General features: G+C 71.0%; 25 protein-coding genes. 11 read left to right on the top strand and 14 right to left on the bottom strand.

The annotated features are described in order from the left end of the window. Window positions 1-185 precede the first annotated feature (185 nt). Window positions 186-1,649, top strand: coding sequence for a catalase (locus ACWCQM_RS39135; RefSeq protein ID WP_450919842.1), 1,464 nt, complete (start codon window positions 186-188; stop codon window positions 1,647-1,649). A gap of 59 nt (window positions 1,650-1,708) precedes the next feature. On the opposite strand, the gene ACWCQM_RS39140 is transcribed toward ACWCQM_RS39135, so the two are convergent. Beyond that, complete coding sequence (locus tag ACWCQM_RS39140) at window positions 1,709-3,940, bottom strand: transglycosylase domain-containing protein (RefSeq protein ID WP_450919843.1); 2,232 nt, start codon at window positions 3,938-3,940, stop codon at window positions 1,709-1,711. Window positions 3,941-4,162: 222 nt separating this feature from the next. Between ACWCQM_RS39140 and ACWCQM_RS39145 the strand changes: the two genes are divergently transcribed. From ACWCQM_RS39145 to ACWCQM_RS39165, 5 genes are all read left to right on the top strand, one after another. After that, window positions 4,163-5,134, top strand: a complete 972-nt coding sequence (locus ACWCQM_RS39145; protein WP_267073861.1) for an SPFH domain-containing protein — start codon at window positions 4,163-4,165, stop codon at window positions 5,132-5,134. Beyond that, the gene (locus ACWCQM_RS39150; protein ID WP_450919844.1) at window positions 5,131-5,406 is read left to right on the top strand and encodes a hypothetical protein; all 276 of its coding nucleotides are present in this window, start codon (window positions 5,131-5,133) and stop codon (window positions 5,404-5,406) included. Before ACWCQM_RS39145 ends, ACWCQM_RS39150 begins: the two co-directional genes overlap by 4 nt. Before the next feature lie 124 nt (window positions 5,407-5,530). Further along, window positions 5,531-6,055 carry a PadR family transcriptional regulator gene (locus ACWCQM_RS39155; RefSeq protein WP_073744739.1) on the top strand — a complete coding sequence of 175 codons (525 nt, stop codon included), beginning with the start codon at window positions 5,531-5,533 and terminating at the stop codon, window positions 6,053-6,055. Next, a complete protein-coding gene (locus ACWCQM_RS39160) occupies window positions 6,052-6,738 on the top strand; it encodes an ABC transporter ATP-binding protein (protein WP_450919845.1) in 687 nt (228 codons plus the stop codon). Before ACWCQM_RS39155 ends, ACWCQM_RS39160 begins: the two co-directional genes overlap by 4 nt. Next, complete coding sequence (locus tag ACWCQM_RS39165) at window positions 6,735-9,071, top strand: ABC transporter permease (RefSeq protein ID WP_450919846.1); 2,337 nt, start codon at window positions 6,735-6,737, stop codon at window positions 9,069-9,071. Before ACWCQM_RS39160 ends, ACWCQM_RS39165 begins: the two co-directional genes overlap by 4 nt. Window positions 9,072-9,104: 33 nt before the next feature. Here the strand turns inward: ACWCQM_RS39165 and ACWCQM_RS39170 are convergent, their stop codons facing one another. Next, window positions 9,105-10,064 carry a LysR substrate-binding domain-containing protein gene (locus ACWCQM_RS39170; protein WP_450919847.1) on the bottom strand — a complete coding sequence of 320 codons (960 nt, stop codon included), beginning with the start codon at window positions 10,062-10,064 and terminating at the stop codon, window positions 9,105-9,107. A 132-nt stretch (window positions 10,065-10,196) separates the two neighbouring features. Between ACWCQM_RS39170 and ACWCQM_RS39175 the strand changes: the two genes are divergently transcribed. Further along, window positions 10,197-10,751 carry a peroxiredoxin gene (locus tag ACWCQM_RS39175; protein WP_018100933.1) on the top strand — a complete coding sequence of 185 codons (555 nt, stop codon included), beginning with the start codon at window positions 10,197-10,199 and terminating at the stop codon, window positions 10,749-10,751. Window positions 10,752-10,762: 11 nt separating this feature from the next. Continuing rightward, window positions 10,763-11,296 carry an alkyl hydroperoxide reductase gene (locus ACWCQM_RS39180; protein ID WP_073744727.1) on the top strand — a complete coding sequence of 178 codons (534 nt, stop codon included), beginning with the start codon at window positions 10,763-10,765 and terminating at the stop codon, window positions 11,294-11,296. Between the two features lie 79 nt (window positions 11,297-11,375). On the opposite strand, the gene ACWCQM_RS39185 is transcribed toward ACWCQM_RS39180, so the two are convergent. The 4 genes from ACWCQM_RS39185 to ACWCQM_RS39200 form a co-directional block, all read right to left on the bottom strand. Next, window positions 11,376-12,773 (bottom strand): AI-2E family transporter, encoded by a 1,398-nt coding sequence (locus ACWCQM_RS39185; protein WP_450919848.1) that lies wholly within the window; start codon window positions 12,771-12,773, stop codon window positions 11,376-11,378. A gap of 133 nt (window positions 12,774-12,906) precedes the next feature. After that, complete coding sequence (locus ACWCQM_RS39190) at window positions 12,907-13,611, bottom strand: aggregation-promoting factor C-terminal-like domain-containing protein (RefSeq protein ID WP_450919849.1); 705 nt, start codon at window positions 13,609-13,611, stop codon at window positions 12,907-12,909. A gap of 389 nt (window positions 13,612-14,000) precedes the next feature. Beyond that, complete coding sequence (locus ACWCQM_RS39195) at window positions 14,001-15,299, bottom strand: PhoH family protein (RefSeq protein ID WP_267077831.1); 1,299 nt, start codon at window positions 15,297-15,299, stop codon at window positions 14,001-14,003. Window positions 15,300-15,657: 358 nt separating this feature from the next. After that, window positions 15,658-16,419 (bottom strand): isoprenyl transferase, encoded by a 762-nt coding sequence (locus ACWCQM_RS39200; RefSeq protein WP_267077832.1) that lies wholly within the window; start codon window positions 16,417-16,419, stop codon window positions 15,658-15,660. A 208-nt stretch (window positions 16,420-16,627) separates the two neighbouring features. Here ACWCQM_RS39200 and mgrA point away from each other — a divergent pair, with 208 nt between their 5' ends. Together mgrA and ACWCQM_RS39210 are read left to right on the top strand one after the other, a co-directional pair. Then, the gene (gene mgrA / locus ACWCQM_RS39205) at window positions 16,628-17,665 is read left to right on the top strand and encodes an L-glyceraldehyde 3-phosphate reductase (RefSeq protein ID WP_450919850.1); all 1,038 of its coding nucleotides are present in this window, start codon (window positions 16,628-16,630) and stop codon (window positions 17,663-17,665) included. A gap of 311 nt (window positions 17,666-17,976) precedes the next feature. After that, window positions 17,977-19,155, top strand: coding sequence for a winged helix DNA-binding domain-containing protein (locus ACWCQM_RS39210; RefSeq protein ID WP_450919851.1), 1,179 nt, complete (start codon window positions 17,977-17,979; stop codon window positions 19,153-19,155). Window positions 19,156-19,305: 150 nt separating this feature from the next. Here ACWCQM_RS39210 and ACWCQM_RS39215 read toward each other — a convergent pair whose 3' ends face one another. The 3 genes from ACWCQM_RS39215 to ACWCQM_RS39225 form a co-directional block, all read right to left on the bottom strand. Continuing rightward, on the bottom strand, window positions 19,306-19,761 hold the full coding sequence (locus ACWCQM_RS39215; protein WP_450919852.1) for a hypothetical protein: 456 nt from the start codon (window positions 19,759-19,761) through the stop codon (window positions 19,306-19,308). A gap of 103 nt (window positions 19,762-19,864) precedes the next feature. Beyond that, complete coding sequence (locus ACWCQM_RS39220; RefSeq protein ID WP_450919853.1) at window positions 19,865-20,701, bottom strand: methyltransferase domain-containing protein; 837 nt, start codon at window positions 20,699-20,701, stop codon at window positions 19,865-19,867. Between the two features lie 71 nt (window positions 20,702-20,772). Then, on the bottom strand, window positions 20,773-21,576 hold the full coding sequence (locus tag ACWCQM_RS39225; RefSeq protein ID WP_450919854.1) for a prepilin peptidase: 804 nt from the start codon (window positions 21,574-21,576) through the stop codon (window positions 20,773-20,775). A gap of 105 nt (window positions 21,577-21,681) precedes the next feature. Between ACWCQM_RS39225 and ACWCQM_RS39230 the strand changes: the two genes are divergently transcribed. Continuing rightward, window positions 21,682-22,071, top strand: coding sequence for a DUF192 domain-containing protein (locus ACWCQM_RS39230; protein WP_450919855.1), 390 nt, complete (start codon window positions 21,682-21,684; stop codon window positions 22,069-22,071). On the opposite strand, the gene ACWCQM_RS39235 is transcribed toward ACWCQM_RS39230, so the two are convergent. From ACWCQM_RS39235 to ACWCQM_RS39255, 5 genes are all read right to left on the bottom strand, one after another. Next, entirely contained in the window at window positions 22,043-22,828 is a 786-nt protein-coding gene (locus tag ACWCQM_RS39235) for a hypothetical protein (protein WP_450919856.1), read from the bottom strand. The genes ACWCQM_RS39230 and ACWCQM_RS39235 overlap by 29 nt on opposite strands. Before the next feature lie 84 nt (window positions 22,829-22,912). Further along, a complete protein-coding gene (locus tag ACWCQM_RS39240; protein ID WP_450919857.1) occupies window positions 22,913-24,100 on the bottom strand; it encodes a hypothetical protein in 1,188 nt (395 codons plus the stop codon). 512 nt (window positions 24,101-24,612) lie between these two features. Beyond that, window positions 24,613-25,110: a hypothetical protein gene (locus tag ACWCQM_RS39245; RefSeq protein WP_450919858.1), complete on the bottom strand. Its 498-nt coding sequence runs from the start codon at window positions 25,108-25,110 to the stop codon at window positions 24,613-24,615. A gap of 65 nt (window positions 25,111-25,175) precedes the next feature. Continuing rightward, on the bottom strand, window positions 25,176-25,535 hold the full coding sequence (locus ACWCQM_RS39250) for a DUF7674 family protein (RefSeq protein WP_450919859.1): 360 nt from the start codon (window positions 25,533-25,535) through the stop codon (window positions 25,176-25,178). Further along, window positions 25,535-26,619 (bottom strand): polymorphic toxin-type HINT domain-containing protein (locus ACWCQM_RS39255; protein WP_450919860.1); only part of this gene is annotated, 1,085 nt, incomplete at its 5' end. The genes ACWCQM_RS39250 and ACWCQM_RS39255, both read right to left, overlap by 1 nt.

Genomic DNA, 26,619 nt, shown 5'->3' on the forward strand with positions numbered 1-26,619 from the left:
CCCGCTGATGGGCGTCCACGCCGGGGCGCGCTGATGGGCGTACACGCCGGGGCGTCCGCACCCCTGGGGCGATTCGTCCTGTCCTCGGTGGATTCACGTGTTGCCGACATCGTGTCGGCGGAGTTGACTTCATTCGTGAACGAAGCGACCTGACCGATACCCCCCACTCCGACGGGAGGACGCTCGTGACCGAGGAAGCCCAGAAGGTTCCGTACACCACGAACAACGCCGGGATCCCGGTGGAGAGCGACGAACACTCGCTCACGGTGGGATCGGACGGCCCGGTGCTGCTCCAGGACCACTACCTGATCGAGAAGATGGCCCAGTTCAACCGTGAACGGGTCCCCGAACGGGTGGTCCACGCCAAGGGCTCCGGCGCCTACGGCACCTTCGAAGTGACGAACGATGTCAGCCAGTTCACCAAGGCGGACCTCTTCCAGCCGGGCAGGCGCACCGAGATGCTGGCCCGCTTCTCCACGGTCGCCGGCGAGCAGGGTTCGCCCGACACCTGGCGCGACCCCCGTGGATTCGCACTGAAGTTCTACACCGAGCAGGGCAACTACGACATGGTCGGCAACAACACGCCGGTCTTCTTCGTGCGTGACCCGATGAAGTTCCAGGACTTCATCCGCTCCCAGAAGCGCCGCCCCGACAACGGCGTGCGCGACCACAACATGCAGTGGGACTTCTGGACCCTGTCGCCGGAGTCCGCCCACCAGGTCACCTGGCTGATGGGCGACCGGGGCATCCCGAAGACCTACCGCCACATGAACGGCTACAGCTCGCACACCTATATGTGGGTGAACGCGGGCGGTGAGCGGTTCTGGGTGAAGTACCACTTCAAGACCGACCAGGGCATCGACTTCTACACGCAGGACGAGGCCGACGCGATGGCCGGGATCGACGGCGACGTCCACCGCCGCGATCTGTTCGAGTCGATCGAGCGGCGCGAGTTCCCGAGCTGGACCCTGAAGGTCCAGATCATGCCGTTCGAGGACGCGCCGGACTACCGGTTCAACCCGTTCGACCTGACCAAGGTGTGGCCGCAGGGCGACTACCCGCTGATCGAGGTCGGCCGGATGACGCTCGACAAGAACCCCGAGGACTTCTTCGTCCACATCGAGCAGGCCTCGTTCGAGCCGTCGAACATGGTGCCCGGCATCGGTCCGTCGCCGGACAAGATGCTGCTCGGCCGGCTCTTCTCGTACCCGGACACCCACCGGTACAGGATCGGGCCGAACTACCAGCAGCTGCCGCCGAACCGGCCGCGCTCGGCCGTGCACTCGTACGCGAAGGACGGGCCCATGCGGTACGAGCCGTCGCGCACGGGCGCCGTCTACGCGCCGAACTCGTACGGCGGCCCCGCCGCGGACACCGAGCGCTACGGCGACCCGGCGGGCTGGGCCACGGCGGGCGAGATGGTCCACGAGGCGTACAAGCTGCGCAGCGCGGACGACGACTGGGGCCAGCCGGGCACGCTGGTGCGCGAGGTCATGGACGACGCGGCGCGTGAGCGGCTCGTCCGCAACATCTCCGGCCATCTGCTGGACGGGGTGAGCAAGCCGGTCCTGGAACGTGCGCTGCAGTACTGGCGCAACGTGGACAAGGACGTCGGCGACCGTGTCGCGAAGAAGGTCAACGGCGGCTGACGCCGGACGCACGTGAGGGGCGGGTGCCGGCCGGCACCCGCCCCTCACGGGTCGTGTCGCTACTGCCCGAAGAGTCCCTCGGCGCCCGGCCGCTCGCCGGGCGGCTGGTCCCCGTCGTCGGGGTCCTTGGTCGTGCTGGGCACGCCGCTCGGCGTCGTGGAGGGGGTCTCGCTCGGCGTCTCCACCGGCGGCGACTCCTCGCCGGGCGTCTCGCTCGGCGTCGCGGAGGGGGTCTCCGGCTCCTCGGACGGGGTCTCGGACGGTTCGGCCGTCTCGGTCGGCTCGGCCGAGGGCGTCTCGGTCACGGCCGTCTCGCCGCGCTCGACACCCTCCAGGTCGAAGGTGGCGTCCGAGCCGCCGCCGAGTGCGCCGAGCGTGTAGTCGGCCCAGATCCTCGCGGGGAATCCGCCACCGTTGGCCCGGCCGGAGTTCGCCGTGCCGGTCAGGCTGACCTGGCCGCCGCCCTCCTTGGTGGACTCGCCGAACAGGGCCACCGCGGTGGCCAGCTCCGGGGTGTAGCCGGTGAACCAGGCGGCCTTGTTGTTCTCCGAGGTGCCGGTCTTGCCCGCGGCGTCGTAGGCGGAGGTGTTGGCCTCACGGCCGGAGCCGACGTCGACGACCTCGGTCAGGGCCTTCGTCACGGTGTCGGCGGACGCCCTGCTGATCACCTGGCCGCCCACACCGTCGACCGGCTCCATGGTCCGGTCGCGGTTCGAGGCGGACTTCACGATGGTCGGGGTGACCTTCTTGCCGTGGTTGTCGAGGGTGGCGTAGACCCCCGCCATGTCCCAGGTCGACGCGTTCATGGTACCGAGCGTGATCGCGGGCCGTTCGGGGAAGTTCTTGTCGGGCACGCCGAGGGCGAGCGCGGTCTTCTTCACGGCGCTCGGGGTGACGTCGACGACCATCTGCGCGAAGACGGAGTTGATCGACTTGTCCATGGCCCGCTGGACGGTCGGGTTGTCGTAGCTGACGTCGTCCTCGTTCTCCGGGGCGAACGGGGTGTCGCTGCCGACGACCGGGCGCTTGCTCGTACCGTCGTAGACCGTGTTCAGGCCGATCAGGTCGCCGTTCTGGGTGGTCGAGCCGTTCTCCAGCGCGGAGGCGAGCACCAGCGGCTTGAAGGTGGAGGCCGGCTGGTAGTCCTGGCGGGTGGCATTGTTGTACCAGTGCTCGGTGGCGCCGACGCCGCCGTACATCGCGACGACCTTGCCGGTCTTCGGGTCCACGGAGGTGGCTCCGGCCTGGACGGTCGCGTCGACCTTGTTCTTCTTGCGGTCGAGCTGGCTCTCCAGCTCGCGGTCGACCGACTTCTCCAGCTGCTTCTGCTTCTTCTTGTCGATGTTGAGGGTGATCGTCCAGCCGCCGGCCTCCCGCATCTCCTCGGTGATGCCCTGCCGCTCCATCTCCTGGTTCGCGGCCTCGACGAGGTAGCCGGTCTGGCCCTCCATGCCGGGGGCGGCCTTGGGGGCGTCCGGGACGGGGAACTTCATCGTGTCCCGCTCCGCCTGGTCGAGCCAGCCCTCGTCGACCATGTTGTTCAGGGTGTAGGCCCAGCGCTCCTTGACCAGCTTCTTGCCGGTCGGGGAGGCGACCGCCCAGTCGTACTGGCTGGGGGCCTGGAGGAGGGCCGCCAGATAGGCGCCCTGGGAGGTGTCGAGATCCTTGGCGTCGACGCCGTAGTACGCCTGGGCCGCCGCCTGGATGCCGCTCGCGCCGCGCCCGTAGTACACCGTGTTGAGGTACCCGGCGAGGATGTCGTCCTTCTCCATGCGCTGGTCGACCTTGAGCGAGATCACCAGCTCCTTGAGCTTGCGGGTGACCGTCTGGTCCTGCGTGAGGTAGTAGTTCTTCACGTACTGCTGGGTGATCGTGGAGCCACCCTGCTTGCCCTTGCCGGAGAGCGTGTTGAGCAGGCCGCGGGCCGTGCCCTTGAGGTCGACGCCCTGGTCCCGGTAGAAGGACTTGTTCTCGGCGGCGACGAAGGCGTGCTGGACGCTCTTCGGCACGACGCCGAGGTCGACTATCTCCCGGTTGACCTCCGAATTGCTGCGGGCCAGGAGCGTGCCGTCGCTGTACTTGTAGACGTTGCTCTGCTTCTCGGCCTGGGCGTTGGCCTCGGGCACGTCCACGTACACGTAGAGCACCGCGAAGGCACCCATCCCGAGCAGGCAGAGTCCGAAGAAGGTGCCCAGGATCTTCCGCCAGGTGAAGAGCCCGCGTATGCCGCCGCTCCTGGCGCCCCGGCGCGCTCCCCGCCCCTGGGCTCGTCGCGCATCCGCTCGACCCATCGCTGTGGTGCTCCCGTTCTTCCGCTCGTACCGCTCCGGTCAGACCTGCCAGCTAACACCGAAAGCCCGGACAAATGGCAAGCGATCCGGTCTTTTCCGGACGTGAGAATCAGCACCCGGTCCCTAAGGAACCGACTCGCGAAGGGTGCGCAAGGTTGCGAGATCCGTTAATGTGAAATCACATTGCTAGCGCGGCGCTATGCCGTACGAAACGGGGGACCCATGTCCGCACCACACGACCTTCCCGGCACCACCGGCCCCGGCGCCGACCTGGCCCCGGATGCGCCCGAGATGCCCGAACCGCAGGTCAGGGAGACGACCGCCCACTCCATCCCGGGTGGCCTCGGGCTGCTGCTGACCGTCCTCGGAGTGTTTCTCGGCGTGGCCCTGGCCATCGTCGGCGGCGTCCTCGGCTCGAACGGGCACAACGGCGCGGGCATCCCGCTCTTCATCCTCGGACTGCTCCTGGTGATCGCCTCCTTCTTCTGCATGAGCGGTGTGAAGATGGTCGCTCCGGGCGAGGCACGGGTCATCCAGCTCTTCGGGCGTTACGTCGGCACGATCCGCGCGGACGGCCTGCGGTGGATCAACCCGCTGACGTCCAGCCGCAAGATCTCCACCCGGGTCCGCAACCACGAGACGGCCGTCCTGAAGGTCAACGACGCCTACGGCAACCCGATCGAGCTCGCGGCGATCGTCGTCTGGAAGGTAGAGGACACGGCCCAGGCGCTCTTCGAGGTCGACGACTTCCTGGAGTTCGTCGCCACCCAGACCGAGGCCGCCGTACGGCACATCGCGATCGAGTACCCGTACGACGCCCACGAGGAGGGCGGCCTCTCCCTGCGGGGCAACGCCGAGGAGATCACCGAGAAGCTCGCGGTGGAGCTCACCGCGCGGGTGCAGGCGGCGGGCGTGCGCATCATCGAGTCCCGTTTCAGCCACCTCGCGTACGCCCCCGAGATCGCGTCCGCGATGCTCCAGCGGCAGCAGGCCGGCGCTGTCGTGGCGGCCAGGCAGCAGATCGTCGAGGGCGCGGTGGGCATGGTCGAGATGGCGCTGACCCGGATCGCCGAGCAGGACATCGTCGAGCTCGACTCCGAGCGGAAGGCGGCGATGGTCAGCAACCTGATGGTGGTGCTGTGCGGCGACCGCGCGGCGCAGCCGGTCCTGAACACGGGCACGCTCTACCAGTGACGGACGAGACGACGCCTCCCCCCGGCGGCGAGCGGCCGGCCCGGCGCGGCCCCGCGCGCAAGCAGATGCTGCTGCGCCTGGACCCGGCGGTGCACGACGCGCTGGCCCGGTGGGCCTCGGACGAGCTGCGCAGCGCGAACGCGCAGATCGAGTTCCTGCTGCGGCGGGCGCTGGCCGAGGCGGGCCGCCTGCCGGGGGGCACGGCCCCGATCCCGAGGCGGGGGCGGCCCCCGAAGACCCCGCCCCCCGAGGTCCCGGAGCCCCGGGAGTGACGCGGGCCGGGGGTTCTTGAAGGCCTCGGGGAGGGGGACCTTCGAGGACCCCCGCGAGGCGGGCCCCCGGGAGCCCTCCGACCCGTATACACGCCAGGTATACACACCGTGTACAGTGCCTCGCATGTCAATCGGTCACACCCTCCTCGGGCTCCTGGAGTCCGGCCCCCGCCATGGTTACGACCTCAAGCGCGCCTTCGACGAGAAGTTCGGGCACGACCGGCCGCTGCACTACGGCCAGGTCTACGCGACCATGTCCCGCCTGCTCAAGAACGGGCTCGTCGAAGTCGACGGGGTCGAGACCGACGGAGGGCCCGAGCGCAAGCGGTACGCCATCACCGACGCGGGCATCACCGACGTCGCCACCTGGCTCGCGCAGCCCGAGAAGCCCGAGCCGTACCTCCAGTCGACCCTCTACACGAAGGTCGTCCTCGCCCTGCTCACCGGCCGCAGCGCGGCCGATCTGCTGGACGCCCAGCGGTCCGAGCACCTGCGCCTGATGCGCATCCTCACGGACCGCAAGCGCAAGGGCGACCTCGCCGACCAGCTGATCTGCGACCACGCCCTCTTCCATCTCGAAGCCGACCTGCGCTGGCTGGAACTGACCGCCGCGCGGCTCGGCAAGCTCGCCGAGGTGGTCGCCCCGTGACTCCCGAGGGTTCCCTCCTCGTCGCCCAGGACCTGCACAAGGCCTACGGCTCGACCCCGGCGCTGGACGGCGCCTCGTTCTCCGTGCACCCGGGCGAGGTCGTCGCCGTCATGGGGCCCTCGGGCTCCGGCAAGTCGACCCTGCTGCACTGCCTCGCCGGGATCGTCACCCCCGACACCGGCACCATCACCTACGCGGGCCGGGAGCTGTCCGCGATGTCCGACGCCGGGCGCAGCGCACTGCGCCGCAGCGATTTCGGCTTCGTCTTCCAGTTCGGTCAGCTCGTCCCCGAGCTGACCTGCCTGGAGAACGTCGCCCTGCCTCTCCGTCTCGAAGGGGTCAGGCGCAAGGAGGCCGAGCGCACCGCTCTGGGCTGGATGGAGCGCCTGGAGGTCGAGGCCCTCTCCGGCCAGCGGCCCGGTGAGGTCTCCGGCGGCCAGGGCCAGCGCGTCGCCGTGGCGCGCGCCCTGGTCGCCTCCCCCAGGGTGGTCTTCGCCGACGAGCCGACCGGGGCACTGGACTCCCTGAACGGCGAGCGGGTCATGGAGCTGCTCACCGAGTCGGCCAGGTCCGCGGGAACGGCCGTCGTCCTGGTCACCCACGAGGCGCGCGTCGCCGCGTACTCGGACCGCGACATCGTCGTACGCGACGGCCGCTGCCGCGGTCTGGAGTACGCCGTATGACCTGGCTGCGCGATCTCGGCCTCGGCATACGCTTCGCGGCGGCGGGCGGCCGCGAGGGCTGGGCGCGGACCACGCTCACCGCCGTCGGGGTGGGGCTGGGGGTGGCGCTGCTGCTCGTGGCCTCGTCCGTGCCCCATCTGCTGGCGGAACGCTCCCATCGCGACCTCGCCCGCGAGGAGAGCGCGGCCTCCTACCAGGAGAAGGCCTCGCGGTCCGACACCACCGTGCTGCGGATCAGCGCGGAGACCGAGTACAGGGGCAAGGCCGTCGGCGGCTTCCTGATGCGTCCGGAGGGCGCGCACCCGGTGACCCCGCCCGGGGTCGGGGCACTCCCCGCCCCCGGAGAGATGGTGGCCTCCCCCGCCCTGAAGGAGCTGCTGGCCTCGCCCGAGGGCAGCCTCCTGCGGGAGCGTCTCCCGTACCGGATCACCGCGACGATCGGTGACGCGGGCCTGCTCTCCCCCGGGGAGCTGTACTTCTACGCCGGCAGCGGCACCCTGACCTCCGCCACCGGCGGCCATCGGGTCGACGGTTACGGGGACCGGGTCAAGGACGAGCCGCTCGCGCCCGCCCTCGTGGTCCTGGTGATCATGATCTGTGTGGTCCTGCTGGCGCCCGTCGCCATCTTCATCGCCACGGCGGTGCGCTTCGGCGGCGACCGCCGCGACCGCAGGCTCGCCGCCCTCCGCCTGATCGGTACGGACATCCGGTCGACCCGCAGGATCGCCGCGGGCGAAGCCCTGTTCGGCTCGCTGCTCGGGCTGCTCGCGGGAGTGGTCTTCTTCCTCGTGGGCCGCAGGTTCAGCGGCTACGTCGAGGTGTGGAACTACAGCGTCTTCCCGTCCGACCTGGCGCCCGCGCCGTGGATGGCGGCACTGATCGCCGTCGCGGTGCCGCTCTGCGCCGTGCTGGTGACGCTGGTCGCCATGCGCGCGGTGATCGTCGAACCGCTGGGCGTCGTGCGGCAGTCGGCCGGCCGGCCGCGCCGCCTCTGGTGGCGTCTGCTGGTGCCGGTTCTCGGGCTGGCCGTCCTGGGAGTGACCGGCAGGGTGCACGAGGGCGGCTTCGTCGACCCGTACCCCATCGCGGCCGGCGCCGTCCTGGTCCTCGTCGGGCTCGCCCTGCTGCTGCCCTGGCTGGTCGAGGCGTGCGTACGCCCGCTGCACCGGGGCCCGTTGTCCTGGCAGCTCGCCGTCCGCCGGCTCCAGCTGAACAGTGGCGCCGCCTCCCGCGCGGTCAGCGGGATCGCCGTCGCGGTGGCGGGTGCCGTGGCCCTGCAGATGATGTTCGCGGCGATGGGCGACGAGTTCTCGCACATGACGGGACAGGACCCCTCACGCGCCCAGTTCCACACGTACTCGGAGAAGGTCAGCGGGGACGCCGCCGTCCGGACCATCGAGGAGTTCCGGTCCACGAAGGGCGTCGAGGCCGTCATCGGCACGGTCGAGGCGTATGTGACGAAACCCGGGACGTACGAGGAGGACGAGGTCACCCCGACCACCTCCCTCAGCATCGGCGACTGCGCGACCCTGAAGGAGCTGGCCGAGATCCGCTCCTGCGCGGACGGTGACGTCTTCGTCGTCCACCCGAGGGGCGACAAGGAGATGAGCGACTGGATGGACGAGACGGCGCGCAAGGGGAAGGAGATCGAGCTCAACCCGGACATCGGCATGGTGCCGGGCGCGAAGCCGATGCGCTGGACCCTGCCCGCCGACGCCCCGACCGTGACCGCGGCGCCCGACCCGCTCGGCGAGGAGCACTGGGGAATCATGGCGACGGTCGGCGCCATCGACCCGCGCACGCTGCCGAACGCCCAGACCATCGCTCAGATCAAGGTCGACGAGGGCGTGGAGGACGTCGCCGAGTACGTGCGCAACACCGCCGCCCGGATCGACCCGGGCATGCGGGTCGCCACCCTGACCTCGGTGACACGCGACCGCCAGTACGAGAGTGTCCAGACCGGGCTGCGGCTGGGCGCTCTGGCGACCTTGCTCCTGATCGCCGCCTCGATGCTGGTGTCCCAGCTGGAGCAGCTCCGGGAGCGCAGGCGGCTGCTGTCGGTCCTGGTCGCCTTCGGCACCAGGCGGGTCACACTCGGCTGGTCGGTGCTCTGGCAGACGGCCGTCCCCGTGGCCATCAGCCTCCTGGTCGCGGTGGCGGGCGGTGTCGGGCTCGGCGCCGTCATGACGTGGATGCTGGCCAAGACGGTGACGCGGTGGTGGGTGTTCCTGCCGATGGCGGGCGCGGGCGCGGCCCTCGTCCTGGCGGTGACCCTGCTCTCGCTGCCCCTGCTGTGGCGCATGATGCGCCCGGACGGCCTGCGCACGGAGTGAGCACGCGCGGGGTGAGCGCGTCGGCGTACGCGCTCACCCCTCCGCGTGCACCCGCACCGGCAGCGTCCCCAGGGCCCCGCGCAGCGCGGCCGCGAGCTCCTCGAACTCCTCGTGGCGGGCCGAGCCCGTGCGCACGGCCAGGGCGACCCGCCGGGAGGGCGCGGGGTCCATGAAGTACCCCGTGGACAGCGCCTCGTTGCGCCCGGTCTCCACCGTCACCGCCGTACGCGGCAGCAGCGTCACCCCGAGCCCTCCGGCGACCAGCTGCACCAGCGTGGAGAGCCCGGCCGCGGTCGTCGTCACCGGCGTCCCCCGCGTACGCCCCGCCTCACGGCAGATGTCCAGGGCCTGGTCGCGCAGGCAGTGCCCCTCGTCGAGCAGCAGCAGCGGAAGGTCGCGCAGCGTCTCGCGCGGCAGCGCCACACCCCCTGCGAGGCGGTGCTCCTTCTCCATCACGAGTACGAAGTCCTCGTCGAACAGCGGCAGTTCCGTGACCCCGGGCACGCCCAGCGGCACGGCGAGCAGCAGCAGGTCCAGCCGCCCGGCGGCCAGCCCGTCCAGCAGCGAGGAGGTCTGCTCCTCGTGGACCTGGAGGTCGAGCTCCGGGTAGCGGTCGTGGACCAGCCTGAGCACGGTCGGCAGCAGATAGGGCGCCACGGTCGGGATCACGCCGAGCCGGAGTATCCCGGTGAACGGCGCGCGCACCGCCTCGGCCTCCTCCATCAGCTCGCCGAGCGCCTCCAGCACCGCCCGGCTCCGCACCGCGAGCCGCTCCCCGGCGGGCGTGAGCAGCACCTTGCGCGTCGTACGCTCGATGAGCTGGACACCGAGTGCCACCTCCAGCGCGGACACCGCCCCGGAGAGCGCCGGCTGACTCATCCCGATTGCCGCCGCGGCGTCCCGGAAGTGCAGATGCTCCGCCACGGCCGCGAAGGCGCGCAGCTGCGAGAGGCTGGGCTGCTTGCCCCTAATGGCCTGATTTACATACGCCACTGATAGGCACCTCCGATCATCCGGACCAAGTGTAGCTATTTCCGTGATCAATGCACTGTGTGCCAAGGTGGGGACTGTCCAACCCCCAGGAACGCCCCCAAAAGGGGATTTCCTACGCAGCAAGGAGTGCGCGTGCTCACTGTCGGTGACAAGTTCCCCGAGTTCGACCTGACCGCTTGTGTGTCGCTGGAGAGCGGCAAGGAGTTCGAGCAGATCAACCACAAGACCTACGAGGGTCAGTGGAAGATCGTCTTCGCGTGGCCGAAGGACTTCACCTTCGTGTGCCCCACCGAGATCGCCGCCTTCGGCAAGCTGAACGACGAGTTCGCCGACCGTGACGCCCAGATCCTCGGCTTCTCGGGTGACTCCGAGTTCGTGCACCACGCCTGGCGCAAGGACCACCCGGACCTCACCGACCTGCCCTTCCCGATGCTGGCCGACTCGAAGCACGAGCTCATGCGTGACCTCGGCATCGAGGGCGAGGACGGCTTCGCGCAGCGCGCCGTCTTCATCGTCGACCAGAACAACGAGATCCAGTTCACGATGGTGACCGCCGGTTCCGTGGGCCGTAACCCCAAGGAGGTCCTGCGGGTCCTCGACGCCCTGCAGACCGACGAGCTCTGCCCGTGCAACTGGACCAAGGGCGAGAACACCCTCGACCCGGTCGCGCTCCTCTCCGGCGAGTGAGCTGATACGACATGGCACTCGACGAACTGAAGTCCGCCATACCGGACTTCGCCAAGGACCTGAAGCTGAACCTCGGCTCGGTCATCGGCAACAGCGAGCTTCCCCAGCAGCAGCTGTGGGGCACCGTCCTGGCCTGCGCGATCGCCTCGCGCTCGCCGAAGGTGCTGCGCGAGCTGGAGCCCGAGGCCAAGGCCAACCTCTCCGCCGAGGCGTACACCGCGGCGAAGTCGGCCGCGGCGATCATGGCGATGAACAACGTCTTCTACCGCACCCGGCACCTGCTGTCGGACCCCGAGTACGGCAACCTCCGTGCGGGTCTGCGGATGAACGTCATCGGCAAGCCGGGCGTGGAGAAGGTCGACTTCGAGCTGTGGTCGCTCGCCGTCTCCGCGATCAACGGCTGCGGCCAGTGCCTGGACTCCCACGAGCAGGTGCTGCGCAAGGCCGGCGTCGACCGTGAGACCATTCAGGAAGCCGTCAAGATCGCTTCGGTGATCCAGGCGGTCGGCGTGACCCTCGAAGCCGAGGCCGTGCTCGCCGAGTAGTACCCCCGCATACGAGAGGGCCCCGAGGACGACCGACCGTCCACGGGGCCCTTCTCATGTCCCGTTCCGCACCCGCGTCTCACTTCTCCGGCCCGGCTCCCGCATCCGGCCGCCCACCGGTGTCCGCCGCCTCATCGGCCGGGCGGGCACCCGGCGGCGGCGTCGGAGCCATGGCGGAGAGCGCGGTGGCACCGTGCGGCCCCGGCCCGTGGAGATCCGCCTGTGCGTGCCCGTACGAGCGCAGATAGCCGACCACCGTGTTGGTCACCGCGACGAGCGGTACGGCGACGACGGCACCGCCGATGCCCGCGACCATGCCTCCGGCGGCGACGGAGAGCACGACGGCCAGCGGATGGACGCGCACGGCGCGGCCGAGGATGAAGGGCTGGAGGATGTGGCCCTCGATCTGCTGCACGGCGAGCACCACGATCAGCACCATCAGCGCGGTGAACACGCCCTGGGTGACGAGCGCGACGACCACCGCGAGCGCTCCGGAGATGACGGCGCCGACCAGCGGGATGAAGGCGAAGAGGAAGATGAAGACGGCGAGCGGCACCGCCATCGGCACATCGAGGAAGTAGATCCCGAGCCCGATGAAGATCGCGTCGATCAGCGCCACGATGACCGTGCCCCGCACATAGGCGGTCAGCGTCCGCCACGCCCGCGGGCCGGCGCCCGCGACTCCCGGACGGGCCTGGGAGGGCACGAGCTTGAGGACCCACTGCCAGATGCGCTTCCCGTCGTACAGCAGGAAGAGCGTCGAGAACATCGCCAGCAGCAGCCCGGTGAGCACCTCCACCATCACGGTGACGCCCTGGAGGCCGGCCGAGGTGATCTCCTCCGTGTTGGTGCCGATGGTGTCGCTGAGGTTCTTCGCGATGTCGTTGATCTGCGACTCGGTGACATGGAACGGGCTGTCCAGGAGCCAGCGCTTCAGCTCGTCGATACCGTCGCGGACCCGGTCGGAGAGCGTGTCCAGATTGTCCATCACCTGCCAGACGACGAACCAGCCCACCAGCCCCATGACGACGAACCCGAGCACGGCGGTGACCGCGGTCGCCAGGCCGCGCGGCAGCCCGAGGCGCTTGAGCCGTACGACGGTCGGCTGGAGCATCGCGGTCACCAGCAGAGCCGCGGCGAAGGCGAGGACGACCAGCTGCACGGCGCTGATGATCCGCATCAGCACCCAGAGCGTGCCCGCCAGGACCAGCAGCCGCCAGCCCGCCTCCGCCGCCACCCGCATCCCCCAGGGGATCGCGGCAACCGGTTCGGGCCGGGGGGCGGCGACGGCGGGGGCGTAGGAAGGCGGGCGCGGCACCTGGGCGGCGGCCACCGTGGAGAGTGTCGACGAGGACACGTCCTTGGCGGCGTCGACGTCGGCGCGCCGCTCGTCCTCGGCGCGGCGTTCTTCCAGGCGCGCCCCGATCTCGGTCAGTTCGGCTCCCAGCCGACCGAGCCACCCCGGAAGTCTCGACATGGCTTTTCCCTTCCCCCATCCGCTCCCCGCACGCCCCCGGGGGCGGTCCGGGTCCGACCGTACACGCGTGAAGCCCCGCACCGTAGGAGACGGTGCGGGGCTTCACGGAGTTGAGAGCGAACCTCGCGGGGTTCTAGTACCAGTGGTTGGCCTGCCAGAACGACCAGGCGGCGCAAGGGCTGCCGTAGCGGTCGCTGTTCATGTAGCTGAGGCCCCACTTGATCTGGGTGGCCGGGTTGGTCTGCCAGTCCGCGCCCGCCGACGCCATCTTGGAGCCGGGCAGCGCCTGCATGATGCCGTAGGCCCCGGAGGACGGGTTGGTCGCCTTGTAGTTCCAGCCCGACTCGCGCTCCACGATGTTGCTGAAGCACTGGAACTGGTCGGCCGGCATCATGGCGCGAGCCATGGCCTGGACCTCGGCGACGCTGTAGGAGCTCTGCGTCGAGAACGAGGAGGCGCTCCGGACGGAGTCACGGCTCGCGCGATCGGCCGCTTCCTTGGCCTCGCGCTGCTCCTCCAGCTTGTCCTCGGCCGCCTGCTTCTTCGACTTGGCGTCCTTGGCGGCCTGGATGCGGGCCGTCTCCTCGGCCGACTTCTTCGCCGCAGCCTCGGCCGCGGATGCCTGGGCATCGGCCTGCTGCGTCAGCGAAGCGGTCTGCACCTGGGCCTGCTGGCCCGCGGGGATGTCTGCGAGCAGCGTGGTGTCGGCTGCGGCCGCCTCGAAGTTGTTGTCGTCGACAGCGGCAGTGCTGCCCGACGCAACGCCCACGACGGCGCCTACGGTGGTTACCGCCGTGGCAGATGCCACTGCGAACCCCCGGACCGAGATCCGGCTCACACGGTGTCCTTCCAGCATCGCCCGCTTAGGTGACCTCGCGGGCGCAATCGTGCCCCTGACACTGGCCTCCCTACTGCATGGGTCACGGGAGGCACGGGCCCGGTGGGCGGCTTCCTCTCGGAAGCGCCGCGTGGTGCTCGCGGGCGGCATACGGACGGCGATTGTTGAGTTGTGTGGTGCGGGGCGCCTTTGGAGGTGCCCAAGTGCCGTATGCGGGGCCTGACGGAAGCAAGACTCTGCCGGAAGGACACGGCGCGTTGCAATTCTGTGTTGCGTGTGAAAGCTCACACCTCGTTTGGCGCACAACTTTTTCGGAAATGACGGCGCAACACGATGCCGCCCGGCTAAGCTCCTTCGCTCGCCGGGCGGCATCTATGGTGTGTACCGGGTCAGATATGCCCGTCCTCCAGCATTTCGGTCACGAGCGCGGCGATCTGCGAGCGCTCGGAACGGGTGAGGGTGACATGCGCGAAGAGCGGATGCCCCTTCAGTTTCTCGACCACGGCGACGACTCCGTCGTACCGGCCGACCCTGAGGTTGTCCCGCTGCGCCACGTCGTGCGTGAGCACCACACGCGAATTCGCCCCGATCCGGGACAGCACGGTCAGAAGGACGTTCCGCTCCAGGGACTGCGCCTCGTCCACGATCACGAACGCGTCGTGGAGGGAGCGGCCCCGGATGTGGGTGAGCGGCAGGATCTCCAGCATCCCGCGCCCCAGCACCTCTTCGATGACCTCGCGCCCGGCGACCGCCGACAGCGTGTCGAACACGGCCTGCGCCCAGGGGCTCATCTTCTCGGCCTCGCTGCCGGGGAGATAGCCGAGCTCCTGCCCGCCGACCGCGTACAGCGGCCGGAAGACCATCACCTTCTTGTGCTGCCTGCGCTCCAGCACGGCCTCCAGGCCCGCGCAGAGCGCCAGGGCGGACTTGCCGGTGCCCGCCCGGCCGCCCATGGACACGATCCCGACGTCCGGGTCGAGGAGCAGATCGAGCGCGATGCGCTGCTCGGCGCTGCGGCCGTGGATGCCGAACGCCTCCCTGTCCCCGCGCACGAGACGGACGTTGCCCTCGGCCGTGACCCTGCCGAGCGCCTTGCCTCGCTCGGACTGGAGGACCAGACCGGTGTGCACGGGGAAGTCGGCGGCCTCCGGGACGTACAGCGTCTCCTCGCTGAAGAGCAGGTCGACCTGTTCGGCCGCGAGGGAGAGCTCCGACATCCCGGTCCAGCCGGAGTCGGTGATGGCGAGTTCGGCGCGGTACTCCTCGGCGAGGAGGCCGACCGAGGACGCCTTGATGCGGAGCGGCAGGTCCTTGGAGACGACCGTGACGTCGTAACCCTCGGCCTGGAGATTGCGTGCGACCGCGAGAATCCGTGAGTCGTTGTCCCCCAACCGGTAGCCGGCGGGCAGTACGCCGGGGTCGGAATGGTTGAGTTCGACACGGAGCGACCCGCCCAGGTCCCCGAGCGGGATCGGGGCGTCCAGCCGGCCGTACCGGACCCGGAAGTCGTCCAGCAGGCGCAGGGCCTGCCGGGCGAAGTATCCGAGCTCCGGGTGGTGCCTCTTGGCCTCCAGCTCCGTGACCACCACGATCGGCAGCACGACTTCGTGCTCGTCGAAGCGGGCCATGGCGTTGGGGTCGGCCAGCAGGACGCTGGTGTCGAGAACATAGGTGCGCCGGTCGGGCATGCGGCGCTTAGTGCTGGTCACGGAAGGACGTACCCCCTCGGACGAGGTCGGGGAGCGCGACGAGCGTCGCGGAACCCCCGAAGGGAGAGGACGGACCGGGTTCGGGCCCCGTGCGCGGGCCGAACTCCGGCCCTCCGCGTCGGCCGCATGTCGTGCGGTCCTTCGTGTGCAAAGGGCCTCCCGGGCGAGCGGGCTGGGCGCCGCTCACTTGGTTGCGACGTCCGCCTGGTTGCTGACCGGACATCGACCTGAGAGCTGTATTCCCTCGAACACGCGAAGCCATGCCCCGGCCTGCGAGAAGGTGCGTCCCGCCCGGCCGCCGGACCCCCGGGCCCCCGGCCCCCTCGTCCTCGTGCCGTCAGGCCCCGTAACGCCGGTGGCGCGCCGCGTAGTCACGCAGGGCGCGCAGGAAGTCGACCTTGCGGAAGGCCGGCCAGAAGACCTCGCAGAAGTAGTACTCCGAATGGGCGCTCTGCCAGAGCATGAAGCCCGAGAGGCGCTGCTCCCCGCTGGTGCGGATCACGAGGTCCGGGTCGGGCTGTCCGCGGGTGTAGAGGTGCTCGGAGATCAGGTCCGTCGAGACGACCTCGGCGAGCTCCTCGAAGGTCGTGCCCTTGGAGGAGTGCTCCAGCAGCAGGGACCGCACGGCGTCGGCGATCTCCTGGCGTCCGCCGTAGCCGACGGCGACGTTGACGATTATCCCCCCGACGCCCGCCGTGGCCTCCTCCGCCTCCTTGAGGACGGTCTGGGTCCGCGCGGGCAGCAGGTCGAGCGTGCCGACGTGGTGGACGCGCCAGCGCCCGTCGGCCGCCAGCTGGCGCACGGTGTTCTCGATGATGCCGAGCAGCGGGATGAGCTCCGCCTCCGGCCGGTCGAAGTTGTCCGTGGACAGCAGCCAGAGGGTGACGACCTCGACCTGCGTCTCGCTGCACCAGCCGAGCAGCTCGGAGATCTTGTCCGCCCCTGCCTGGTGCCCCTCCACGGCGGAGCCGCCGGACGCCTTCGCCCACCGCCGGTTGCCGTCGAGGATGACTCCGATGTGCTTGGGCACCTGTTCGTGATCCAGGCGGCCTTCCACCCGGCGGGCGTAGAGCCCGTACACCAGGTCGCGCAAGTTCACTGAGTTCACCCTCTCGGTTCCGTACGGGCCCGAGGCCCGCCCTCCCCCCTCGACGGGGGTCCGGGGCCGCCCCCCGGGGGATCACCGTGCGGTCCGCGCACCGCGCTCACGCGCCGCGGATCGGCATGTCCCGAAGCGGCCACATTACTGCGGACGGGTCACGGGGGCCCAACCCGGCCTGTCACAAGTCCGTGATAAGGAGTGAAACGTGACTGATTCCCTCTCCTACCTCCCCGACGCGTCGCGCTACGACTCCATGGAGTACCGCCGCACCGGCCGCAGCGGGCTCAAGCTGCCCGCCGTCTCGCTCGGCCTGTGGCACAACTTCGGCGACGACCGCGGCCTGGACTCGCAGCGGGCGATTCTGCGCCGTGCCTTCGATCTGGGTGTGACCCACTTCGACCTGGCCAACAACTACGGCCCGCCACCCGGCTCCGCCGAGCTGAACTTCGGAAAGCTCCTCCGCCAGGACTTCGCGCCGTACAGGGACGAGCTCGTCGTGTCGACGAAGGCGGGCTACCGGATGCATCCCGGCCCGTACGGCGAGTGGGGCTCCCGCAAGTACCTGCTGAACTCCCTCGACGCCTCGCTGAAGCGGATGGGCCTCGACCACGTCGACATCTTCTACTCCCACCGCTTCGACCCCGCCACTCCGCTCGAGGAGACGATGGGGGCGCTCGCCTCGGCCGTGGGCCAGGGCAAGGCGCTGTACGCGGGCGTGTCCTCCTACAACGCGGTGCAGACCGCCGAGGCGGCCCGCATCCTCAAGGAGATGGGGGTGCCCGCCCTGATCCACCAGCCGTCCTATTCGATGGTCAACCGCTGGATCGAGTCGGACGGGCTGCTCGACGCGCTGGAGACGGCCGGCATGGGCTGCATCTCCTTCGCTCCGCTCGCCCAGGGGCTGCTCACGGACAAGTACCTGTCGGGCATTCCGGAGGGTTCGCGGGCCAGCCAGGGCAAGTCGCTGGACCCGGGCCTGCTGTCCGACGAGATGGTGCGCCGGCTGCGCGGGCTGAACGACATCGCCCGGGGCCGCGGCCAGTCCCTCGCCCAGCTGGCGCTGAACTGGGTGCTGCGCGACAGCCGTATGACGTCGGCGCTGATCGGTGCGTCGAGCGTGCGGCAGCTGGAGCAGAACGTGGCGGCGCTCACCGCACCGGCGCTGAGCGCCGAGGAGCTGAAGGAGATCGACACCTTCGCCGTGGACACCGCGAGCACCAACATCTGGGCCAACCGGGGCTGAGACGCCCTTGGGAGCCGCCCGTTTCCGTGCGCCGTCCGGTGCGCGGGGGCGGGAACACCGGCCGTCGCACACAGGGCCCGCACATCCGCTCCACACCCCGGGCACAAAAAACGGGCCGGTCCGTGGGGGGGGGTTACGGACCGGCCCGAGGGGGGGTTTCCACCATAACCCTTCGTAAGTGATGCTGCGTGCCACGCCACGAAATAATTACTCTCCGAGTTCGCCGGAATGCGCTGCGGAGACAGGTTCCGGCCGTGTCGGGTGCGCCGTAGCGGACAGGATGCGTCCTGTTGACGTCCTAGGTTCGGCATATGACGACACGAGCCCGCACCGCCACCGTGACCTGGTCCCAGGCGAACGCCCGCAGGCTGGAGCGGCAGTACCTCTCCGACGGCGTCCCACCCTCCGGTGCTGCCGCCCCGGGTGTCACCGGTGCCGTCTCCGCGATGCTCGGGGCGCACGCGCAGGTGCTGTCCGCCGCCGAGCTCTCCATCGGGCTCCGGGTCCCCGGAATCACCCGTACGGACGTGCGTACGGCGCTGTGGGACGACCGGAGCCTCGTCAAGACCTTCGGGCCGCGCGGCACCGTGCATCTGCTGCCCGCCGAGGAACTCCCGATGTGGACCGGCGCCCTGTCGGCGATGCCGTGGGATGCCGGCCGCTTCCCCAAGGACGCCCGGATGACCCCCGGACAGGTCGAGGCCGTCGTGGCGGCCGTGGCCGATTCGCTGACCGGTGCCGAGCTCACGGTCGACGAGCTCTCCCAGGAGGTGATCGCCCGCACGGGCCCCTGGGCGGGCGATCCGGTGATGCCTGCCTTCCAGGGGTGGTGGCCCCGCTGGCGCCAGGTGATGCATCTGGCGGGCCACCGCGGCGCCCTCCGCTACGCGCCGAACCGCGGCCGGAAGGCCACGTACACCAACCCCGGGACCAGCCCGCTGCCCGGCCCGGAGGCGATGGCGGAGCTCGTACGACGCCATCTGCACGCCTACGGTCCCGCGACCCCGGGCCACTTCGCCCGGTGGCTCGCGGCGCCGGCCGGCTGGGCCGGGAAGCTCTTCGAGGATCTGGCCTCGGCCGGCGCGATCGAGGAGGTCGCCTTCGAGGGCACCGGGCCGGCCTGGGTGGTGGCGGGCGACACCCGGTTCCCCTCGGAGGCACCGCGTGGGGTACGGCTGCTGCCCTACTTCGACGCGTTCGCCATCGCCTCCATGCCCCGCGAGCTGCTCTTCCCCGGCGCGGCGTACGAACGCGCGCTGGCGGGCGGCCAGGCGGGCAACTTCCCTGTGCTGCTGGTGGACGGCGTGGTCGCGGGGGTGTGGCACCAGCGGCGCTCGGGGAAGCGGATCGCGGTGACGGTGGAGCCGCTGACCGCCCTGGGCGGCGCCCGGACCCGGGAGCTGGAGGAGCGGGTGGCCCGGGTCGGCGAGGTACTGGAGGGGACCCCGGAACTGACGGTGGGGCAGGTGACGGTGGGCGGGCACGCGTAGCGGCGGGCCGGGCCGCCGCCCCTCGCCACGGAGGCCTGTGCGGGGCCGTGACGCCGCCCCTCACCTCAGGGCCCGCTCCCCTCACCGCGGAGGCGCATGCGGCGGGGCACGCTCGGAGGCCCATGCGGCCCGGCCCCGCTCCCGCTCGCCTCAGCGGCGCACGAAGCGGATGGCCACGGTGTCGCCGCCCTTGACCACGAAGTCGCCGTTCTCGCACCGGAACACCGCTTCGTACACCTCGCCGTGCTCGTCGCGCAGCTCCTGCGTGCCGATGACCGTCCACGCCCCGCCGTACGGGGGCAGCGGCAGACGGCTCAGCTGCTCGAACTGCCACTGGCCCGCGGGCACGCACCAGTCGGGGAGACCGGGCCAGGCGCCGGAGGTGATGTTCAGCGTGTGGTCGGACGCACAGGTCAGCAGGACGGACTGCCCGCCCTCCAGCACGAATTCGACGGCTTCCGGCTCTCCCGCGCGGCCCTCGGGCCGGTAGAACAGGCCATGGACGGCGATGATCCGCGCCCCCGTGAGCCAGTCGGCCTTCCCCTGCCTCGTCCGGCCCGCCGGCGGGCTGATCTCGTCGCCCGGCGTTTCCCTTCCCACCGACATGACCTGCTCCTTCGTTGTGCGCTCAACCACCAGGGTCGCACTACTCATGGGTAGGACGGAGGGGCAGGTGATGCCGTTGCATGCGGCTCCTGTGAAGTAACCGTCAGCGTAGGCCTGTTGACGGATAATCCGGTTTGCGTGCCTCGACGAGGAACCGGGAGCTGTGGGCGACGAACGGTCCTTCCTCCTCGATGAGCCGGTGCAGGGAGCGGAGTCGGGGCAGGTGCTCCGCGACGGTGAATCCCGGCACCATCCAGATGACCTTGCGCAGGAAGTAGACGACGGCGCCGATGTCGTGGAACTCGATGCGCAGGCGCTCGGCGCGCAGGTCCGTCACCTCCAGCCCGGCCGCCTCCGCCTCCCGGCGCGCGCGTCCGGGGTCCCGCGCGTCGCGCTCCTCCGGGGTGCGCGGGCCGAGGAAGTACTCGATGAGCTCGAAGACGCTGGCGGGGCCCACCTGTTGGGAGAAGTACGTACCTCCAGGGGTCAGCACCCGGGCGATCTCCTCCCACCAGGTCGTCACCGGGTGCCGGCTGACGACCAGGTCGAAGACCCGGTCCCCGAACGGCAGCGGCGGTTCCTCCCCGCACGCGACGACGGCCGCGCCGCGCGGGTGGAGCAGCGCGGTGGCGCGGGCGATGTTCGGCGGCCAGGACTCGGTGGCCACGGTCAGCGGCGGCAGCACGGGCGCGGAGGCGAGGACCTCGCCTCCGCCGGTGTCGATGTCCAGCGCGGCGTTGGCGCGCGCCAGGCGGCCCGCCATGGCGCGTGCGTACCCCCACGAGGGCCGCTCCTCGGTGGCCCGGCCTTCGAGCCATGAGAAGTCCCAGCCCTCGACGGAGACGGTGTCGGCCTCCGCGACGAGGGCGTCGAAGCGCTCGTCCGACGTGGAGGAGGCGGAGGAGGACGAGGGGCCGGAGGGCGCGGACGAGGAGGTCATCGGGGAAGCGTGGCAGCCTCCCGCCGCCCCGCGCGACCCGATTTCCCGCACATCCGTGCGCACGGTGACGCTCAAGCGGCGAGGCCTCCGAACAGCAGACCGACGAGCGCTCCGGCGATCATGAAGGGGCCGAAGGGGATGCCCGTCTTGCGCCCGGCCCTTCGCAGCAGCATCAGTCCGGCCCCGTACAGCGCGCCGAAGAGGAAGCCCGCGAAACCGCCCGCGCACAGCACCGCCCAGCCGTACCAGCCGAGGGCCACGCCCAGCGCGAGGGCGAGCTTCACATCGCCGAAGCCCATGCCGGTGGGGTTGATCAGGAAGAGCAGGAAGTAGAAGCCGCCGAGCGCCCCTCCTCCGAGAAGGGCGGAGGTCCAGGAGCCGCCGTGCTCGGGCAGCAGGGCGGCGCACCCCAGGAGCACGGCCGCCGCACCCGCGAGGGGCAGGGTCAGCCGGTCGGGCAGCCGGTGGACCCGGCGGTCGATGACGGCGAGGAGTACGGCGACGGGCGCCAGCAGCAGCCAGACGGCGGCCTCGGGCCGGAGGCCGGTGGCGGCGGCGAGGGCCGCGCAGGCGAGCACGGTGACGGCCGGGGCGACGACTCCGGGGGCGTAGCGGCGCGGCCGGGCCGGTGCCGGGCGTGCCCCGGGGTCCTCGGGTGCCGGGGCGCCGGGCAGCGCGGGGACGGTCACGGCGCAGGTCGCGCACCGGGTCGTGCCGAGCCAGCCGCGTGCGGGTCCCGTGAACGCGTGCCCGGCCGGGCAGGCGTCCCGCCAGGGCTCCTCGGGCTCCACGGAGAAGCGGTAGGCGGCGCGCGGGAGCAGCAGTCCGGCGGCGGCGCCCCAGAGCACGGCGACCGCGATGAGGGTGGCGTCCACGGCGCCGACCCTAATCCGCCCCGTGCGGCGGGGTCTTGGGCCCTGGGGCCCACTGCGAGCCGTTCCGGACCCAGAGCGCGCCTCGGAGGTCTACGGTCTGTGCCCATGGGGAAATGGCGCGACGGCAGCGGAACACTGACGGTCGGATCGGGCGAGGGCGTGCGGGAGGTGCCGCTGCGGATCGCCGCCTCCTACCGGGCGCGGACGCGGGGGCTGCTCGGTGTGGACGGCGTCGACGGGGCGCTGTTGATCACGCCGTGCGGGAGTGTGCACACCTTCCGCATGCGGTTCACGATCGATGTGGCCTACCTGGACCGGAAGTTCAACGTCCTGGCGGTCCGCACGATGAAGCCGGGCCGCCTCGGGCTGCCCCGGCTCCGCGCCCGTCATGTGGTGGAGTCGGAGGCCGGGGCGATGGAGCGGTGGGGGCTGCGGCCGGGGACCCGGGTGCGGGTCTCCGCGCCCGTCACGGAAGTTTCGCCGCCTGTGCGGTGACGAGCGCGGCGGGGACCTCCGGGGTCGTGGCCGTGAGGAAGTTCGCCGCGTAGAACGTGACGACCGTCGAACCGGTCCGTACGAGGTGGAAGACGAGCGGGACCTTGGCCCCGGCCAGGCTGCCCGTCACCTGGTAGGCGAACGAGTCCTGTCCCGCCCGGGGCGCGGGCAGGGCCTTGACCGCCGTGTAGGTGGACGGCCCGTCCTCGCTCGTCGCGCGGAACCCGCCGGCGCAGGCCTTCACTGCTGCCCGGACCGAGCTGAGCAGTTCCTCGGCACCGCCGGCGGGGTGGGAGGTGAGGATCTCGGTGACGACGGTCTGGTCGTCCTTGCCCTCCTCGGTGGTGTCCATCGCCGTACGGAAGACGGTGGCCGCGGGGGCGGGTTCGGGCGAGCCGTTGATGATCGCGGTGATCGGCCGGCACGCCTCGTCCTCCGACTCCTCGGTGCCGCGTTCGTCGGCGCCCTCCAGCGGGGCGATCGCGTAGTCCGGCAGCTCGCCCGTCTTCAGGGCCACCTCGGCGAGTTCGGTCTCGGTGAGCGTCCTGCCGCTGCTGCTGGGCTTCGGGGCGGCGGGGGAGGCATCGGGCGCGGCGGTCGCGGTGCCGCCGCCGGATTCCGTGCCGGGGTCCGCCTTCTGCGAGGCGGCGGCCTTCTTGTCCGGCCCCTTGTCCTCGCCGCCCTCCGGGCCGCAGCCGGTGGCCGCCAGGCAGAGGACGAGCGCGCTCGCCGCCACGACAGTGGTACGTACCTTCATCGCTCACCGCTCCTGACCCGCTGTGCACCGGATCAGCACGCTAACAACCGGGATGCCCCCGGCGCGTGGGTCCGTGGGCCCAACTCACGGCGGCCCCGGCCCCAGCAGCGTCCATGCCCCGTAGGCGGCTGAGCCGAGGGCCAGAGCGGCGACGACCGTGCCCGTGCGCGCCGTCGTACGCAGCCGTGCCAGCGCGACGGCCGGCGGCAGGAGCAGCGGGAAGGCGGGCATCATCAGGCGCGGCCGTGAGCCGAAGTAGCCGGAGCCGATGAGCGAGATGACGACGATCCCGATGCCGTAGACGAGCACGGGCAGCGGCTGGCGCTGCCGCACGCACAGGAGGACGAGCCATCCGAGCAGCCCGAGGGCCGCGCACAGCCCCAGGGCGGCCGGCAGCGGCAGACCGAGGATGAACGCGGCGAGCGCCCGGCCGCCGTCGATGCTGTTGCCCCACTGCGCCTGCACCTCGAAGTACGCGAGGGGGCTGCCCTGCCGTACGCCGACGAACACCACGTACGCCAGCCAGCCCAGCGGCGCCAGGCAGACCCCGAGCAGCATGCGCGCGTTGCGCCGGAGCAGGCCCTGCCGGCCGCCGCGCCTGTGGTCGCGTACGAGGACGGCGGCGGCGGTGAGCGCGAGGGCCGCGATGAGCGCGGCTGCCGAGGGCCGGGTCAGCCCGGCGAGCACGCAGAGCGCGCCCGCGGTGATCCAGCGGCCCCTGAGCACGGCGTACAGGGACCAGGCGGCGAGCGCGGTGAACAGGGTCTCGGTGTACGCCATCGACTGCACGAACGCGGTCGGGTACGCGCCCCACAGCGCGGCCAGGAGCACCCCGGTGCGCCGCCCGTGCAGCCTGGCCCCGACGGCGAAGATCCCCCAGGCCGCGAGGAGCCCGGCCAGCCAGGCGACCGCGATTCCGGCGCTCTGGAGGGTGAGCGGGGTGACCGTGGCGAGGCCGCGTTCCAGGGCCGGGAGGAGCGGGAAGAACGCCAGGTCGGGGTGGACGGTGCCGTCGGGGAGGGTGGCGGTCCAGCCGTAGCCGTTCTCGGCGATCCGCTGGTACCAGACGGAGTCCCAGCGCCCGCCCAGCAGGTGCGTCGCGTCCTTCCCCGCGGCCGAGGCGGCCACCCAGAAGACGAGGAGCCCGACAGCCCGGACCGCCGCGTAGGCGCCCAGCGCGGGGGCCGCGACGGCGAGCTGTGCCGCGGCGCGGTGCCGGGTGCTGCGCGGTTCGGGTGCCGCCGGGCGGAGGCGCGTCTGCTGATCGGGCATGCGGCCGATTATGGTCCCGCGACCGTACGGGCCACCAAGCCGGGCCGGGCGTGGGACGGCTCTCGTGGTGGAGGTCACCAAGCCGGGCCGGGTGGGGGCGCTGGTCGCGTCGTGCAGGTCACCAGGCCGGGCCGGGCGGGGGCGCTGGTCGCGTCGTGCAGGTCACCAGGCCGGGCCGGGCGGGCGCGGGCGCTGCTCGCGGGTGCGGGCGACCAAGCCGGGCCGGGCGCGGGCGCTGCTCGCGCGTGCGGTCATCGTCAGTTGCTCAGCCGTGGGCACGCGCCGTCACCTTCCGGTTGCGGCCCGGCCCGGCGCCGTGGGGGTGCGCCGGGACGGGCGTCGATCACCTGCAGCGCAGACGATATTGACCCGGCGGTCACCCGTCTTGGGCCCAGGGGCCCAACCCAGGACCTCAGCCGGCCCGGCCCGCCGGGATCCCGGCCGCGGACTCTGCCGCGATGCGCCGGAGCCTCTTCGTTCCGGCCGTGCTCGGCCAGCAGGCCCACCCCTCCTCACACTCCCCGCCCCTCCTGGCGCTCCTCGGGCGAGAGCTCGGTGAGCACCTCGACCCGGGCCGTCGGCAGGTGCTCCATCGGGGCCTCGACGGCGTCGACGACGAGCACCGGGGGCTCTTCCTCGCCCTCCAGCAGACGCGCCCTGGCCACCCGGCCGTCCGGCCCGACGGCCCAGTACGCCGACGGCCGCGCTCCAGGCGCGGGATACAGGACGGTCGTACGGAGCCGGGCCGCGAGGCGCGCGGCGGCGTCCGCCTCGGACGGCGGCGACGTCACCCCGTCCGACACGGAGACGTCCCAGGCGAGCGCCAGGTCACCGGCGACGAGGTGGTGGGTGCAGAGCACCGGTGCGTCCCAGTTCCGGTCGTCCGTCCGCCCCGTGACCTCGCCGGCCACGTCGACGTCCTCGGTCTGCGCACCGAGAGCGGCGGCCAGCGCCGACGCCATGGTGTGCGGTGCCGGCGCGTGCACGGTGAGGAAGGTGTAGAGCGTCACCGGCGAACAGTCCTGCCCTCGTGCTGCCGGTACCGCTCCGGCCTGGCCAGGCCCGGCCCCGGAGGTCACCCGGAAGGCCGGACGCGCGTGAACTTCGCCGCCATCACCGGACCGAGCTCCTCGACGATCGCGTGCCCCGGCTTGCCCGGGAACGGCAGGTACTCCAGGAACGAGGTGTCGATCACCTCGTCGATGCCGGGCACTCCGCGTGCGCTCTGCTCCTCCAGGAAGGTGAGGGTCCGGCGCCAGTCGGGGGCGTCGGCATCGGCTCCGAGGTAGGACTGCACGGTCTCCTGGGTGACGTCCCAGAAGAACACGTGGGGCAGCACGGTGCCGTTCTCGTTGAACACGTGCGACTCGTAGAGATCCTCGAACTCGGGGATCTGCGCGACCAGGTCCTTCACCAGCTGTACGTCTGCGGTCATCAGCACTCATCCAGCCCGGGGTAGTTCTTGTGGCCCTTGTACTTGCCCAGCTGAGCATCGTCGATCGCCTGGATCAAGATCTTCGCGATCTTGATGTCCTTGGGGCTGCGGATCACCTGCTCCTTCTTGCCGCCCTTGAGCCGGATCTCGTCCTTGGTGAGGAAGTTCTGCAGCGAGGCGCGGAGCTGGGCCGTGCTGCGCACATGGTTCTTGCCCTCGACGCCGGGAGCCCCGTTGACCTCGGCACTCGCCGCCGCCATCGCGCTGCCGTCACCGACGAGTTCCGCGTTGCCCACCCCGTGGTACAAGGCGTCCACGATCTTCTGGAGCCGCGCGTTGTCCACTGCCGGGATGCTCGCCGGGCCGTCGTTGTTGTGGACCAGCAGCCCGGAGCGGTCGGCCACCACGTAGTAGGTGTGGATGCCCGCGACGGTCAGGTCGTGCGTGGTGCGGCGCTGCGTGTAGCGGGACACGGACGCGACGGTCACGGAGGACCCGTCCGGGGCGCGGAGCTCGGCGCCCGGCTCGATGTCACCGGCGTCGACCCAGCGGTGCTGGTCGACGAGCCAGAAGGGATGCGTGTCGGTGGCCGTGACGAGAGCAGGTCCGTGGCCGGCCGTGAGGGTGAGCCGGGTGAAGTCCTTGTCGTCGTACGTCGTGATCGCCTGCTGGACCTTCCGCACCCCGGTGAGCCCGGTGTACGGATCGGTCGCGAACACCTCGTCGCCGACATCGACCTTCTCGATGGCGAGCTTCCGGCCGTCGGCCAGGAGCACGGGGGTGCCGGGCAGGAAGCTGTGCCGGGCGGGACACGCGGTCGGCTTGTCGTCCGGTTTGTCGTCCTTCTTGGGCGGGTCCTTCTTCTCGGCGTCGAGCTTCTTCTTCGCGTCCGCGAGCTTCTTCTCGGCGTCCGAGACCTTCTTACGGTTCTTGATCAGATTCTTCAGACCGTCATACAGATCCCCGCCATGCTTCTTCAGCTTCTTGATCAGCTCGACGGCCTTCTTCCACTTCCACGGCGCCCCGTACTTCGCCGCGAGCTTCCCGACCGCACCACCCACCAGACTCAACAGCACATTGATCA

This window comes from Streptomyces sp. NPDC002125, assembly GCF_053593715.1.

What these genes read in the sequence shown, in the direction of transcription:
- ACWCQM_RS39140 (WP_450919843.1), bottom strand. Translation starts at nt 3,940, where the DNA reads ATGGGTCGAGCGGATGCGCGACGAGCCCAGGGGCGGGGAGCGCGCCGG.
- ACWCQM_RS39145 (WP_267073861.1), top strand. Translation starts at nt 4,163, where the DNA reads ATGTCCGCACCACACGACCTTCCCGGCACCACCGGCCCCGGCGCCGAC.
- ACWCQM_RS39155 (WP_073744739.1), top strand. Translation starts at nt 5,531, where the DNA reads ATGTCAATCGGTCACACCCTCCTCGGGCTCCTGGAGTCCGGCCCCCGC.
- ACWCQM_RS39165 (WP_450919846.1), top strand. Translation starts at nt 6,735, where the DNA reads ATGACCTGGCTGCGCGATCTCGGCCTCGGCATACGCTTCGCGGCGGCG.
- ACWCQM_RS39180 (WP_073744727.1), top strand. Translation starts at nt 10,763, where the DNA reads ATGGCACTCGACGAACTGAAGTCCGCCATACCGGACTTCGCCAAGGAC.
- ACWCQM_RS39185 (WP_450919848.1), bottom strand. Translation starts at nt 12,773, where the DNA reads ATGTCGAGACTTCCGGGGTGGCTCGGTCGGCTGGGAGCCGAACTGACC.
- ACWCQM_RS39195 (WP_267077831.1), bottom strand. Translation starts at nt 15,299, where the DNA reads ATGCCCGACCGGCGCACCTATGTTCTCGACACCAGCGTCCTGCTGGCC.
- ACWCQM_RS39210 (WP_450919851.1), top strand. Translation starts at nt 17,977, where the DNA reads ATGACGACACGAGCCCGCACCGCCACCGTGACCTGGTCCCAGGCGAAC.
- ACWCQM_RS39215 (WP_450919852.1), bottom strand. Translation starts at nt 19,761, where the DNA reads ATGTCGGTGGGAAGGGAAACGCCGGGCGACGAGATCAGCCCGCCGGCG.
- ACWCQM_RS39220 (WP_450919853.1), bottom strand. Translation starts at nt 20,701, where the DNA reads ATGACCTCCTCGTCCGCGCCCTCCGGCCCCTCGTCCTCCTCCGCCTCC.
- ACWCQM_RS39230 (WP_450919855.1), top strand. Translation starts at nt 21,682, where the DNA reads ATGGGGAAATGGCGCGACGGCAGCGGAACACTGACGGTCGGATCGGGC.
- ACWCQM_RS39235 (WP_450919856.1), bottom strand. Translation starts at nt 22,828, where the DNA reads ATGAAGGTACGTACCACTGTCGTGGCGGCGAGCGCGCTCGTCCTCTGC.
- ACWCQM_RS39240 (WP_450919857.1), bottom strand. Translation starts at nt 24,100, where the DNA reads ATGCCCGATCAGCAGACGCGCCTCCGCCCGGCGGCACCCGAACCGCGC.
- ACWCQM_RS39250 (WP_450919859.1), bottom strand. Translation starts at nt 25,535, where the DNA reads ATGACCGCAGACGTACAGCTGGTGAAGGACCTGGTCGCGCAGATCCCC.